This is a genomic window from Kitasatospora cathayae, assembly GCF_027627435.1.
Taxonomy (GTDB): Bacteria; Actinomycetota; Actinomycetes; order Streptomycetales; family Streptomycetaceae; genus Kitasatospora; species Kitasatospora cathayae.
Window position 1 is genome coordinate 2525864 of the sequence record NZ_CP115450.1, and the last position, 13812, is coordinate 2539675.

The 13812-nt window shown below is 70.9% G+C and carries 9 protein-coding genes; 5 read left to right on the forward strand and 4 right to left on the reverse strand.

Features of this window, described 5'->3' with window-relative positions; translation table 11 throughout:
* Positions 1–211: 211 nt before the first annotated feature.
* Positions 212–640 (forward strand): DUF4258 domain-containing protein, encoded by a 429-nt coding sequence (locus O1G21_RS11145; RefSeq protein WP_270142930.1) that lies wholly within the window; start codon positions 212–214, stop codon positions 638–640.
* Between the two features lie 12 nt (positions 641–652).
* Positions 653–2170 carry an AfsR/SARP family transcriptional regulator gene (locus O1G21_RS11150; protein WP_270142932.1) on the forward strand — a complete coding sequence of 506 codons (1518 nt, stop codon included), beginning with the start codon at positions 653–655 and terminating at the stop codon, positions 2168–2170.
* 1220 nt (positions 2171–3390) lie between these two features.
* Here O1G21_RS11150 and O1G21_RS11155 read toward each other — a convergent pair.
* Both O1G21_RS11155 and O1G21_RS11160 read right to left on the reverse strand, forming a co-directional pair.
* Complete coding sequence (locus O1G21_RS11155) at positions 3391–3738, reverse strand: hypothetical protein (protein WP_270142934.1); 348 nt, start codon at positions 3736–3738, stop codon at positions 3391–3393.
* Positions 3739–4290: 552 nt separating this feature from the next.
* Positions 4291–5205 carry a ribosome-inactivating family protein gene (locus O1G21_RS11160; protein ID WP_270142935.1) on the reverse strand — a complete coding sequence of 305 codons (915 nt, stop codon included), beginning with the start codon at positions 5203–5205 and terminating at the stop codon, positions 4291–4293.
* A gap of 498 nt (positions 5206–5703) precedes the next feature.
* Here O1G21_RS11160 and O1G21_RS41980 point away from each other — a divergent pair.
* A protein-coding gene (locus O1G21_RS41980; protein ID WP_456319223.1) for an IS630 family transposase occupies positions 5704–6782 on the forward strand; the annotation gives its coding sequence in 2 pieces (ribosomal slippage) (positions 5704–6205 and positions 6205–6782; 1080 coding nt in all).
* A gap of 360 nt (positions 6783–7142) precedes the next feature.
* Here O1G21_RS41980 and O1G21_RS11175 read toward each other — a convergent pair.
* Positions 7143–9845 (reverse strand): glycosyl hydrolase, encoded by a 2703-nt coding sequence (locus O1G21_RS11175; RefSeq protein ID WP_270142936.1) that lies wholly within the window; start codon positions 9843–9845, stop codon positions 7143–7145.
* Between the two features lie 315 nt (positions 9846–10160).
* Between O1G21_RS11175 and O1G21_RS11180 the strand changes: the two genes are divergently transcribed.
* Positions 10161–12677 carry a WD40/YVTN/BNR-like repeat-containing protein gene (locus tag O1G21_RS11180; protein WP_270142937.1) on the forward strand — a complete coding sequence of 839 codons (2517 nt, stop codon included), beginning with the start codon at positions 10161–10163 and terminating at the stop codon, positions 12675–12677.
* 128 nt (positions 12678–12805) lie between these two features.
* Entirely contained in the window at positions 12806–13216 is a 411-nt protein-coding gene (locus tag O1G21_RS11185) for a hypothetical protein (protein ID WP_270142938.1), read from the forward strand.
* 43 nt (positions 13217–13259) lie between these two features.
* Here the strand turns inward: O1G21_RS11185 and O1G21_RS11190 are convergent, their stop codons facing one another.
* Entirely contained in the window at positions 13260–13784 is a 525-nt protein-coding gene (locus tag O1G21_RS11190; protein ID WP_270142940.1) for a hypothetical protein, read from the reverse strand.
* Between the last annotated feature and the right edge of the window lie 28 nt (positions 13785–13812).

A 13812-nucleotide genomic window follows, 5' to 3' on the forward strand; every position in this document is an offset into this window, starting at 1 on the left:
GGCCGCCGTCGGCGGTCCCCGGAGGAGGACCACCGGAGCGCCGGGCTCGGACACCACCTTGCGACGGCCCGATCCATCGCCGATGAGCGCCCGGTTAGCGTCGGCCGCGGACCCCGTTAACCGCCCGCTGATCGCCCGTGGACCGGCGCCGGTCACCTTGATCACGGCGGCCGATGGGCCGTGCATGCACCGAACGGACAGTGGAGTCATCGTGAACAGTTCGAAGCGTCTTCGCCTCATGGCCGTCGGCGCCGTCACCGCCGCGGTTGCGGCGGTCGCCGGGCCGGCACTGGCCGTACCGGCGTTCGCGGCTCAGCCCACCGGGCAGGTCGCGCTCGTGAACCCGCCCACCCGGGGCGGGCACGAGCCCACCTTCGCCGACTGCGGCTCCGACCACGCTCCCGGCTCGTTCGACCGGATCAGCCAGCACGCCGAGCAGCGGATGAAGGATCGCGACGTGAGCGAGGACGAGCTCCGGAACGCCGTCCGCATCAACGCCAAGGACGCCTGGTGCCAGACGAATGGCAACTGGCACTACTCGCTCGGCATGGCCGGTGGTCAACTGGAGGTCATCATCGGCGCCAACAGGGGACAGTGGGTCGTCGTCACCGTCTTCTGGAAGGGTGAGCCGAACATCTAGCGACGGGGAGCGATGAAGCCCGGATTCCGGCTGCTGGGGGCCACGGGCGTACGGCTGGGAGACCAGCCGGTACGCCCGGGCCCGCCGCAGCAACAGGCACTGCTCGCCATGCTGCTGCTGCGCGGCGGACGGACCGTCACCGCGCGCGAACTGGTCGCCGGCGTCTGGGGGCAGGACGCCCCGGCCCGTGCGCTGCGCTCCGTACGCACCTACGCCTGGGCGCTGCGCGCACTGCTGGAGCCGGACCGTTCACCGCGGGAGCCGAGCACCCTCCTGCGCTCGGACGGGGACGGCTACGCACTCCGGGTGCCGGACGACGCGCTGGACGTCACGGTCTTCGAACGGCTGCTGGGCGTCGCCCGCGAAGCCCGCGCCCACGGCGACCTCGCCTCGGCCCACCGCTCCCTGGGCGAGGCCCTCGCCCTGTGGGGCGGGGAGCCGTTCACCGGCGTGCCCGGCCCCCACGCCGAGCGCGAGCGGACCAGGCTCGTCCGCCTGCGGTTGGAGGCCCAGGAGCAGTACTTCGATTGCGCCCTCGACCTGGGCATGCACGGCCGGGTCCTGCCGGAGCTGTCCGCGCTCGCCCGGGAGCACCCGCTCGACGAGCACCTCCAGGGCCTGCTGATGCGCGCCCTCGACAGCTGCGGGCGGCAGGCCGAGGCCCTGAAGGTGTACGGCGACACCCGCCGGCTGCTCGCCGCGGAACTCGGCGTCCCGCCCGGGCGCGAACTCACCCGCGTCCGCGACGGGTTGGCCACCGACGGGCGAGCGGCCAGTTCCGGCCCGCCCGCCACGCCCCGGTCACCGGCCGCGGGCGGAGGGCCCACCGGCCGGGAGGGGGCGACGGTCGAGCTGGAACGGACGCTCACCGACCCCCGACGCCACCGGGTGCCGGTCGCCGTGATCACCGGAGCCGGCGGAACCGGCAAGACGACGCTGGCGACGCGGGTGGCGCACCGGGTCGCCGCCCACTTCCCCGACGGACGGCTGTCCGTCGACCTGCGCGGGTCGCACCCCACACGGCTCCCCGAGGGCGACGTCCTAGCCCGACTCCTCCGCTCCCTCGGGGTCCCGCCCGAGGACGTCCCCGTCGAGACGGAGCAACGGGCCGCCCTGTACCGGTCCATGCTCGGCGGACGGCGCATCCTGATCATCCTGGACGACGCCGCGGACGCGGCGCAGGTCGCCCCCTTGCTGCCCGGCTCGCCCGGCTGCGCCGCCGTGGTCACGGCCCGCAGCCGGGCCTTCGTCCTGCCCGGCGCCACCCAGCTGGCACTCCCGGCACGGCCCGGGCCGGCGACCGATCGCCGCCGGCAGCTGCCGCCCCGCCTCGCCCTCGCCCTGGACTCGCTCGCCGGCAGCGGAGCGCCGACCCTCCCGATCGAGCTGGTCGGCAGGCTGCTGGGCACCGACCGGGAGGAGGCGGAGCACATCGCCGAGTCCCTGGTGGACGCCGGGCTACTGGACAGCCCCGGCTACCGCATGTACCGCATCGCTTGCCCCGATGCGCCGTCGCCGGACGGCAGTTGACCCGGTGGCGGCCACCCGGCGAGCGGCCGAGCACGCCGCCGCGGACGGCGGCGCTCAGGCCGCGGGGGTGTCGAACAGGTACGCGCGGGAGGCCGGGACCTCGGCGCGCAGGGCGGGCAGGTCCCGGCACCCGCTACCGGTGATGCGCTCGCCCGCGACGTTGTTGTCGAACAGGTTGCGCCCCAGACCGCCAACGCCACGCGTGGCGTTGGCGGTCTCCGCGACTCCCTCGTAACAGTTGCGATCCTCAGCCGCCCCGCAGGAAGACCGCCATCACTCATGAGGAGGCCGACGCCTCCATCGAGATGATGCTGCGATCCTCGGTCCCCCTGAAAGGCAGCCGCCACACCAGCGCCAGTGAGCACGCGTGTCATTTGGGTCTCGTTACGATCCTCGGCCGCCCGGGAGGGCGACCGCCACCAGTGCCTGGCCGCACAACTGGTTGTAGAGCTGGCTGTTGCGATCCTCGGCCGCCCGGGAGGGCGACCGCCACGCCGCCTGACCAGCGATAACTGGTGCTCCACCGCACGGCCATGAGGTACTCCAAGGACCCGAATGCACTTGATCCGGGCATTCGCTTCGGTGCGAAGCGCGTGTCGACTTCGGGTTCCGAACCGTGTCCGTTGCCTGTCGGCCGACGGCCGCGTGGTCCGGCCATGGGGAATCTGATCGGCATGAAGGACTCAAGTAGCAGTGTGACGCCGCTGTGGGCGCACAGCCGGAACCTATCAGGCCGGCGACACGCTCTGGAGGAGCACCTGCGCGGATCCGCCGTGCTGGCAGGGCAGTTCGCAACTACCTTCGGCGCCGGCGAGCTAGCCGAGTACCTGGCATTGGTGCACACGTCGGCAAGGGATCCTGTCCCTGGCAGCACGGTCTGCACACCACGAGGCCCGCGGCCGGAAGGTCGGCATTCCGCACAAGGAGGCCGGCGCGTGGCTGGCCGCGTCGCACGCCGGGCGTCCGTTCGCCGCCGTCGTACAAGGGCACCACGGCGGCCTGCCCGGATACCGGGACCTGCAGACGCTCATCGACTAGGCGAAGGCGCGAACTCACAAGGACCAGGTGGTGGGGACGCGATCTCGGGCCCGGATCCGGGAGGGCTACGATCTCGATGGCCCGCGTGCCTTCTACGCCCACGACTTCTCCTGAGTACTGGTCACGTGCTCCCGATAGCGGCTCCCTTCGACGGCTTCGGACCGAACGAAGCCGCGACCGCCCTACGCAAGAACGTGAACCAGCTTTCGGACTTCATCAGCCAGCGAGCCTTCGACCGGGTCGTTCGGCACGGTCAGCGCCCCGATGACCTGCCGCTCAGCGCCCGCATACGCCGACACCACCCGCTCGCCCGCAGGCGGCTGTCCGGCATTGATCGTCACCGCGGGCATCTCCGACGTCATCTCCGCGAGCACCTCGGCGACCGTCTCCCGCGCGATCCGCAGACGCTCCGGCCTCTCCCGGGCCAGCTCCAACTTGGCGGACACCGACGCGAGTTCGGCTGAGAACTCCTCCACCCGCACCCGGGCAGCCGCCTCGCGGGCTTCCAGCTCCTCGATCAACGAACCCACCAGCCGCCCTCCTCGCCACCACGGTAGAGACGAACAGCCCCGGGTACAGCCCCGATCAGCGTTCTCCCAGCTCAGCCGTTCCCTTTCAGAAGAACCGCACCCTTATGGGATCGCGAAGGTGGGCGGGTGCGGCTTTCAGGAGATTTGCATCCAACTCCCTTGGGTACAGCCCGGATCAAGGAACTGCTCCCGACCGCGCGGGCCTGCGCTTGCTGTCCGCAATCAACCGGCCTCTTCAGTATGGTGGCGCTGTGACGCAGGCTTTTGATGATGACCTGATTGGCGGTCGATATCGGCTTGTGCGCCAGGTGGAGCGGGGCGGGATGGGTACCGTCTGGCAGGCGCAGGACGAGCTGCTCGACCGGACCGTGGCGACTTCACGGCCGCCGCGGCGGCCGCGGTCCCCCTCACCCTGCTGGCCGTGACCGCGCGGGCCCGGTACACACCGCCGGAGGCGTGAGGGGGCGCTGTCGTCCTTCGCCAGTAGTCCGTTCGCCCTGCTGCACGCGCCGCCCGGACGGTGTTCCGAGCGGCGCGTGCGGAGGGGCGGGGTCAGAGCTCCTGGTGCCCGGGGTTGAACGAGGTGCCGACCACCGGAGTCAGCACTGTCCTGACGTAACGCCGGACGTCGCTCGCGTTGTTGATGCGAATGCCACCGATGGTCAGAGGCGCCGGGTGGGGGTTGTTGCCGAAACCGAGGTCGTTCCAGAAGAAGTTGGAGAGGGTGCCCCAGTTGTTCTCCATCTGCTGGAGCCAGGAGGGAATGCCGCTGCCCGAGTTGCCCCAGTCGGCCAGGACGTTGCGGAAGACACCCTCGAGGTCGTTGAAGCGGGCGGCTTCGGAGGTGAACTGGATGAGCAGCAGGAGGGCGCGGGCGGTCGTCTGCTGGTTGCTGCCGGCCGACCGCTGGTTGGCCAGGTCGAGGACGGCCTGGCGGATGCTCGAGAACGAGATGGGGGTGTTGGAACGGTCGCGGTGGGCCGCGCCGACCAGGGAGTTGTAGTTCCCGCCGAACGGCAGGTTCTGCCGTGCGGTGGGGATGGCCGCGCTGGCATGGATGTCGTTGAAGATGTAGGAAACGCCGGGCGTCGCCTGGGGTGAGTATCCCACCAGGTAGAGGTTGTCCGGGTTGATCCACAGGTCGACCGCCCGCTCGGTCCCGTGGTCGTCGACGGCGCTCAGTGAGACTCGGACGACCCCTTCGTTCTGCGAGGCGGCCTGGGCGACCTCCACCCCCTGCAGGGAGTTGCCGACCGCGGCGCGCAGGCTCGCCAGGAAGGTCGAGTAGGAGATGCGGAGGTTCGGGCTGGGAGCGTGGCCCAGGTTCAGCCAGACGTGGCTCACGGAGCCGTCGCCGGTCGACGCCGAGGCCGTTCCAGCGGGGCACAGCAGGCCGGCCGTGACCGCCAGTGCCAGAACCAGGCCCCCCACTGCCTGGCGCAGCGTCCGGCGGAGTCTACCCAACATGTGCATGTCTGTCCGATCGTCAGCGTGAGCGCACCGGGCGGGCCCGGAGCGACGGAGGAAGCGGGCGAGCCGACCGGTGCTCCCCGCAACCCGCCGACGGGGTTGGGCGACCGGGCGGCGGTCGCCCTCGCACATGACGCTATGTCAGCAGGCCCATCGGACTTGATCGAGACGGAACGATCGTTCGCCGCACCGCGCACCGTTGGCAGGGCGCTACCGGGTGCCGCCGGGCGGCCCTCCCGGGCGCTGTTCATCAACTCGGCTGACCTGCACGGACCTCATGCTCCGTGAAGCCGGGGCCGCCGGTGGATCCTGTACCGCCGAGATCGGCGAGTTCGGTCGAACGTCCGCCGTCACACAGGGTGGCACAGCTCCCCCAGAGTGGCGCGGGCGACCGAGCCGAGCGCTCCGGTCTCGTCGGTACTGACTTCGGCGCGCCAGGGTGAATGACCCCGAATTGCCTGACGGGCTCGGTGCGGTGGCTGTATCCGATGGTGTGTGAGATATGCGGATGGGGGCGGGCTGACCGCCGCGGGACGGCTGCGCCGGGAGTCAGTGCGGATGCAGGCTGCCGAGCTGTTCGAGCAGGACGTCAAGCCGCCGGAGGTGGCTCGACGTCTGCGGGTGAGCCCGAAGTCGGCTTACCAGTGGCACCAATTGTGGTGTGAGGGCGGTGTGCAGGCTCTGGCTTCTCGCGGCCCGAGCGGGTCGCGGTGTCGTCTGTCACCGCGCTGCCTGGAGAAACTGGCCGCGTATCTGGAGCAGGGTCCGGCTGCGCACGGCTGGGTGGAGGACCAGGTGTGGACCGCCGCGAGGGTGGCCACGCTGATCGGGAGGAAGTTCCACGTCTCCTACAGCGTCTCGGGTGCCACGAGGCTGATGCACCGGCTCGGCTTCAGCCCGCAGGTCCCCGCGCGCCGGGTGGCCGAGCGCGACGAGCAGGCCGTCACCGCGTGGAAGGAGGCGACCTGGGCGGAGGTAAAAGAGCGCGGGCGGCCTGCGGGGGCTACATCTGCTTCGAGGACGAGGCAGGATTCACCCGCAGACCGCCCAAAGGACGCACCTGGGGCCGACGAGGCCGCACGCCGGTTGTGACCGTCAGCGGCCGCCGCTCGGGACGCCTATCCGTGGCCGGGGTAATCGCCATGCGGCCGGGCTCGCGCACCCGACTGTGCCACCGCCTACACACCCACCCCGCAGGCAGAGGCAAGCGCCGGAGCATGGGCGAGCGCGACTTCATCGCACTGATCGACGGCGTCCACCAGCTGGTCAAGGCACCGATCGTGCTGGTCTGGGACCGCCTGAACACCCACATTTCCCATGCCATGCGCGACTTGATCGCCGAGCGTGCCTGGCTGACGGTGTTCCTGCTCCCCGCCTATTCACCCGACCTCAACCCCGTCGAATGGGTCTGGGCCCACGTCGAACGCAGCCTCGCCAACCTCGCCGTGGTCGCCCTCGACCGACTCGAAGCCCTCGTGCGAAACCGGCTCAAACGCCTGCAGTACCGGCCCGACACCCTCGACGGCTTCATAGCCGGCACCGGCCTGACCCTCGACACCCCCGCCTCACCCTGACAAGCCGAAGTCACGTTCGTTTGGACGTCGAGGTCGCCCCGGCGTACGAGAAGGTGCTGGACGCGCTACAGGCGCGGGCCACCACCGTGGCCGAGGGCGGCGGGCAGTGAGCGGGGAAGCTCTGCGGTCGGGACAGGTCGCGACGACCTGACCACCATCCGCGAAGCCGTCGCGGCCGGCGTTCAGCTGGCGGACGGCGTCTCCTGCGACCCGACCTGTCACGTCATCGGCCCCGACGGCCGTGCGCTGGAGGGCATCGTCGCCGCCGGTGACGTCGCCGCCATAACGGACCGCCGGTGTGCGGACCGGTCATTCGACCAGTCCGCACACCGGCGGTGTCACTCGGGTCAGCGAGAAGGATCAGTCGTCCGTCTCGTCGTACCGACCGTGGCCGAGGCGGCGCAGGTCGAAGGACCAGATGCCGCGGCCGAAGGTGGCGGCGTAGAGCTTGCCGTCGGGGCCGATCTTGAGCTGCTGCACCGAGGTGGTGGGCAGGTTGCGGCCGAGCACCCTGAAGTCGGTGGCACCGGGCGCGCGGTAGAACGCGGCGAGGTCGGTACCGAGGGCGAGGCCGCCGTTCGGCAACAGCTTGATCGAGGTGGCGGGGACGTCTGGCAGGTTGGCCGAGACGTCCGTCCAGCTCGCACCGCCGTCACGGGTCTCGAAGAGGTGGCCGATCCCGGCGCCCGGGCCCTCGGTCCAGCTGCGGGAGAAGCCGCTGAACGCGACGAAGACGTGCTGGGCGTCGTTCTCGTCGACCGCGAAGGAGGAGACGTACCGGTTGGGCAGGGTGCCGTCGACGGGCAGGTTGAGCTGGTGCCAGCCGGTGCCGTCGGTGTTCCCGACCGCGATACCGCGGGTGAAGCCCTGGTTGTTGCAGGGGCCGCACCAGCCCGCGTACACCGTGCCGTTGACGGTGGCCACGGCCGTGGCGACGTGGCCGGCGCCCAGGTCGTAGGCGGAGGTCCACTCGCTGCCGCTGCGGATCGCGTAGCCCTTGTGCTGCACCCAGACGTGCTGGCCGCCCGCGATCCAGGTGTTGGTGTCCTTGGGGTCGGTGGTGATCGGGGCGATGAAGCGGGCGGCGCTGGTGGCCTTGTCGGGCGGTGCGACCTCGTAGGAGGTGGCCTTGCTCGGGTCCCTCGTCCAACTTCCGTCGTTCACCGCGCAGTTCTGGGTGACCCACATGTCCAGGTAGACGTACTCCTCGCCGATGTTGCAGCCGTTGGCCGGGTCGACCAGGGTGTCTCCGCCGTCGCCGCCGAAATTGGAGCCCATCACCTTGTCGTGGGCGCGCAGGATCGATTCGCCGTTGTCCTGGAGCCCGCCGCTGACGATCACGCCCCGGCCGGAGCGGTCCGCCAGGTCCTTGCCGATGCCCACCGAGTAGTACTGCAGGGTGTCGATCGTCCCGTCGTTGAGGGACTTCCAGTCCTTGGCGTGACCGCCCGCGTCCAACTGCCCGTTGACCGGGCGGGTGTAGATGCCGCCGTCGTTGCCGACGTAGACGCTCGTCTTGCCCTGGTAGCTGCCGATGGCGACGGCGTGCTGGTCCGAGTGCGTCGTCGGCGAGCAGTCGCCGGTCTGCTTGGCGGGGTCGATGCTCCAGCACGGGAACGGGTTGTTCCAGTACGGGGCGACAGTGGCCCACTTGGCGCCGCCGTCGGTGGTCTCGAAGACCTCTTCCAGGCCCGCCCAGACGTGGTCCGGGTTGGCCGGGTCGACCTGGAGGAACTGGTTGTACCAGGACTGGATGCCGGGCTGGTAGCCCGCGTCCTGGAGCGCCGAGCCGGAGCCCTTGAGCTTGTCCTTGTCCGCGATCAGGGCCCACGGGCCGGCCGGGGAACCGGACTTGGAGACGTAGATCCCCTTGAGGCCGGTGTCCGGGTTGTGCGCCATGACGTCCGGCGACTGGTCGATCGCGTAGTAGCGCGAGCCGTCCGCCGAGCGCGCGAAGGTCACGTTGCCGACGTTGGCAGCGTCCGTCGGCAGGTCACCCAGCGAGGCCACCCGCTGCCAACTGCCGTCGGCCGCCTTGCTGTAGAAGCCGTTGTAGGTGTCGCCGCCACGCCAGCCGACCGCCAGGATCACCTTGGACGGGTCCTTGGAGTCGATGGCGATGTCGTTGGCGATGTTCTTGTACGGCGCGCTCGGGTCGCTCGCCTTCGCACCGCCGGGCAGGTAATCGGGGTTGGGCGCGAACTCCATGGTCCACGGGCCGGACAGATCGGTGGTGGAGTGGCTCCACACGCCCCGGTTGGTTGCCGCCCACACCTTGTCCCCGGCGAAGCGCAGCTGGTGGATCGTGGTGGACTCCAGCTCGGCGCCGCCGACCCGGTTCCCGGGCTGGAACTTGCCGTGCTTCGGGTCGGACAGCACGTACACACCGGTGCCGACGTACGAGGTCGCGCCGGTGTTGGACTCACCGGTGGCGTACCAGAGCCGCCCGCCGCCGTCCAGGTTCAGGGTGCCGGTGGACAGCGTGGGCAACTTGTCGGCGATCGGCTCCCAGTGGCCGCCGCCGGTGCGGGAGCGGAACACGCCGCCGTTGGCGCCGCCCGCGTAGACGTAGCCGTCGGAGTCGGCCGCGATGCCGGTGATCCGGCCCGTGACGAAGCCGGCGCCGCCGCTGGAGTTGGAGTTGACGTCGCGGTAGCGCGGGTCGTCGCCGTTGTACGGCTTGTTCGTCACGTGGTCCCAGGAACCGCCGGTGTGCGGCAGCGACTGGAGCTGGGCCCAGGCCGCGCCGTACGCGCCCGGCGCGACGACGCCGGGGGCGGTGCGGGCCTCGGTGTACTGCGCGGTGCCCTCGGCTGAGTTCTCCGCCTCGTCGCTGCCGCCGTCGCCACCGGTCTCGGCCTTGGCGGAGAAGGTGTGGCCGCCCGCCGGCTTGCCCGTGACCTTCTGGGCGTGCCTCTGGCCGGCCTCGGTCAGGCGCTGCACCGGGTTCGGCTGGGTTCCGGGCTGTGCGACGGGTGCGGCCATGGCCTGAGTGGCGGTCAGGCCGAGCGCGGTGAGCGTGACGGCGCTCAGCAGCAGCCGTCGTCGTTGCCTGTTCGGCACGGTGCGTCCTCCCCTGGGCGGCCGGGGCGCGCGGTCGCACTCCCGGCGGATCAGTGCGAAGCCTGGCTGGTGCAATGGCACTGCGTGAAGGGGGTTCGCGTAACGAATGATTAAAACTCAATTCTGTGAAATCGGTTAAAAGCAACGGAATACCCCGAGGTCGCAACCGGTCCTCAACCGGCTGGGGTTCAAACTCGCGCATCGTTCGCATCCGATATCTAACGCATCTGCAAATACTCCTGCACAGCTCTTCCTTGACATGATCAAAGACGGCAGGTTAGGGCCGCACTTCCGCGTCATCCGTGAGGAGCCCCGATGAGTTCAGCCAGGCGCCGCGCAACCCGCGTAGCCCTGAGCGCGGCCCTGCCCGCTCTGCTGCTGTTCAACGCGATACCCGGCCACGCCGCCCCGGCCGACCCCACCCCCGGCGCCGTCATCACCGACGGCTCCGCCCTGCCGCCGTTCGGCCCCGAGGCGTTCGGCGACGAGGACGGCGGCGAAGGGGGCAGTGAGAGCGCCGACATCCTGGCCGCCGACGCCGCGTACAGCGCCGTCCGCACCGCCCCCGGTACGACGGTCAGTTCGGAGGCCCTCGCCGCCGGCCGCCAGAGCGCCAACGGCATGCCCACCAGCGCCGGCCGCTGGAGCGAGTTCTCCAGCGCGCCGTACAACACCGCGGACCACTCGTACGAGCTAGGCCCGCACATGGCCGGCCACGGGGTCGCCTCCGGCCGGATCACCTCGCTGGCCGTGGACGGGCAGTACCTGTACGCCGGTGCCGCCGGGGGCGGTGTCTGGCGTTCGACCGACCAGGGCGCCCACTGGAGCCCGGTCTTCGACCAGCAGGACACGCTCTCCATCGGCGCGGTCGCGGTCAACCCGGCCGACCACTCGCTGTGGGTCGGCACCGGCGAGGCGAACAGTAACGCCGACGGCATCGCGGGCGGCGGCATCTACCGTTCCACGGACCACGGACAGACCTTCCAGCTGGTCGGCAACCGGGTCGCCAACAGCATGGTGTTCCGGATCTCCTTCGCCGAGAACAACCAGGTCTACGTCGCCACCAATCAGGGCCTGCTGAAGCACCCGTCGAAGCAGATCCGCAGCCCCTGGCAGACGGTGCTCAAGCCGGACCCCAACCCGACCGGCTCGCCGTACCGCACCTCCTTCGTCACCGACGTGCGCGTGCGGCCCGGCAGCCACGGCCAGACGGTCGTCGCCGCCCTCGGCTGGCGCGGCGGCACCAAGGCCGACGACCTGCAGTACAACGGCTTCTACGTCTCCAACGACGCGGGCGCGACCTGGACCAAGGCCACCCCCGGCGGCGACCTCGACGCGAGCCGTTTCGGCCGCACCACCTTCGACTGGACCCCGGACGGCAGCAAGCTCTACGCCGTCGTGGAGGACCCGACCAACGTCAGCCTGGGCGGCGTCTTCTCTGCCGACTCCGGTGACATCAACGGCTCCTGGACCAAGCTCGCCGACGCCGCCAAGCTCAAGGCCTCCGGCGGCCGCGCCGGCACCCCGGGCGCGCAGGCCTGGTACGACCAGTACGTCACCGTCGACCCGGCCGACCCGAACCACGTCTACCTCGGCCTGGAGGACATCTACGAGACCTCCGACGGCGGCAAGAGCTGGGACACCATCGGGCCGTACTGGAACTACGACCTGCCCTGCTACGACGACGACCCGGCCAAGAACACCTGCCCGAACACCACCCACCCCGACCAGCACGCGGCCGTCGTCGCCCCCGACGGCACCGCGTACTTCGGCAACGACGGCGGCGTCTGGTCCCGCCCGGCCGCCCTGCGCAAGGTCGTCCAGTGGACTGACCGCAACGCCACCCTGCGCACCCTGCAGTACTTCTACGGCGGCCTCGGCGCCTCCCCCGACGGCAAGGGCGACATCGCCTGGGGCGGCCTGCAGGACAACGGCTACTCCGTCCTCACCCCGGGCAGCGACCACATGGCCGAGCCCAAGGGCGGCGACGGCTTCGACGTCGTCGTCGACCCGAAGAACGGCAACCGGGTGGTCGCCGAGTACACCAACCTCGCGATGGCCAAGTCCGATGACGGCGGCCACAGCTGGTACTACGTGACGCCCAACTGCAAGCAGAACAAGACCAGCCCGTGCGAGACCGACGGCCGCTTCAACGCGCCGTTCTCCGCCGACCCCGGCAACGCCGACCACTGGGTCGCCGGTGGCCGCTACGTCTGGGACAACCAGGGCAAGGGCTGGGACACCACCTGCTGGCAGCAGGTCTGCGACTGGAAGCCCGTCCGCGACCTCGGCGCGGGCAACGCCTCCACCGCCGTCGCCGTCTCCGGTTCGACCACCTACGTCGGCTGGTGCGGCACCGGCAACGGCTGCAACCCCGGCGCGGCCACGCCGTTCACCTCCGGCATCGACACCAACTACGGCGGCACCTGGCACCGGATCAGCGCCCCCGAGCTGCCGAACCGCTTCGTCACCGGCCTGACCGTCGACCCGGCCGACGCCGGCCACGTCTACGCGGTCTACGGTTCGTACAGCCGCCACTGGATCGACGGCGCCGGCGTGGGCCACGTCTTCGAGTCCCGCGACGGCGGCGCACACTGGACGGACATCAGCGGCAACCTGCCGGACGCACCGTTCAGCGTGGTGAAGCTCTGGAAGGGCCAGGTCGTCGTCGGCGGCGACGTCGGCGTGTTCGTGGCCGACGGCTCCGGCTGCTGGCGCCGCCTCGGCACCGGCCTGCCGAACGCCTCCGTCTCCGACCTGACCGTCTCCCCCGACGGCAGCTACCTGATGGCCGCCACCCACGGCCGCGGCCTGTGGAAGATCACCGGCTGACGGTATGTCCCACGTGCGGCCCACCAGCCATCGTCGGCTGGTGGGCCGCGCGCACACCTGCGGAACCGGACGGGCGCCGCTGTCGTCCCATGACCGCATCGTCCGCCAGAACCGGGAGACCTCACCTCATGCACCGACCCAGAGCCGTGGGGATCGCCGTCCTCGTCCTCATCGCGCTCGGCACCGCCTCAGCCTGCGATGCGGACAAGGGCGACAGCAACCAGCCCTCCAGCCCGCCCCCGGCCACCACCGCCGTCACGGCACCACCTTCGACGGCGGGCCCGACGACCACTCCGGCGGCCCCGGGCACCAGCACAGCGACCGTTTCACCGACCGTCCCGGCGGCCCCTGGCGCAGCCACCCCCGCTCCGCCACGAACCAGCCCGGTCGACACGCCCCCGCCCGCGACCCACGCAGCCACGCCCCCGCCCGCAGCCGCCACCATCCCGTCGCCCGCACCGACGCAGTCCGTCGACGTCGAGAACCCGACCGACCTGGACCACGGCGCCCCCGGCGCTCCCACCCGCCCCGCGCACTGACACGGCGGCCAGCCCACCCCCATGGTGGGCCGGCCGCCGTCGGTCAGTTCCGCACGGGCGGCCGGAGGCTCAAGGCGTGGTCACCCGCGGCGGACAGCACCGGGCCGGTCACCGCCCGCACTGCGCCGCCGGTCACCGGCAGACCGCCCTGGACGGCATACATCGCCTCGTCGAAGGCCTGCCCGCCTGTGGGCGCCTTGCCGACGGCGAAGATCGCGACCGCTTTGCCGTTCACCACCGAGGTGGAGAGGTAGTCGCCGACCATGCTGCCCTGGGTCGTCGAGGCGATCTGGGAGAGCGCCATCGGCCCGGCAACCGCCTGCGGGGCGCTCCAGCTGGTGCCGCCGTTGGCGGAGGAGACGTAGCCGACCTCCAACTGGCAGCTGCTGGCCGTGCAGTTGGCGTTCGGGTAGAAGTAGTAGTACAGCCCGATCTTGGCCGTCGCGCCGGAGGTGGCGTGGTCGACGCCGAAGCCCGGGATGAAGTGGTCGACGGTGCTGGTGGTGGCGTCGATCGGAACCCGGGTGACGGCGGACCAGGTGGTGCCGTCGGTCGAGGTGGCGTACACGATGTCGTTGGCCGGGCAGCCGGAGCGG

Bases quoted from the DNA above. Each gene is read 5' to 3' on its own strand.
- O1G21_RS11185 (WP_270142938.1), top strand. From the start codon at position 12,806: ATGCACCGACCCAGAGCCGTGGGGATCGCCGTCCTCGTCCTCATCGCG.
- O1G21_RS11150 (WP_270142932.1), top strand. From the start codon at position 653: ATGAAGCCCGGATTCCGGCTGCTGGGGGCCACGGGCGTACGGCTGGGA.
- O1G21_RS11180 (WP_270142937.1), top strand. From the start codon at position 10,161: ATGAGTTCAGCCAGGCGCCGCGCAACCCGCGTAGCCCTGAGCGCGGCC.
- O1G21_RS11160 (WP_270142935.1), bottom strand. From the start codon at position 5,205: ATGTTGGGTAGACTCCGCCGGACGCTGCGCCAGGCAGTGGGGGGCCTG.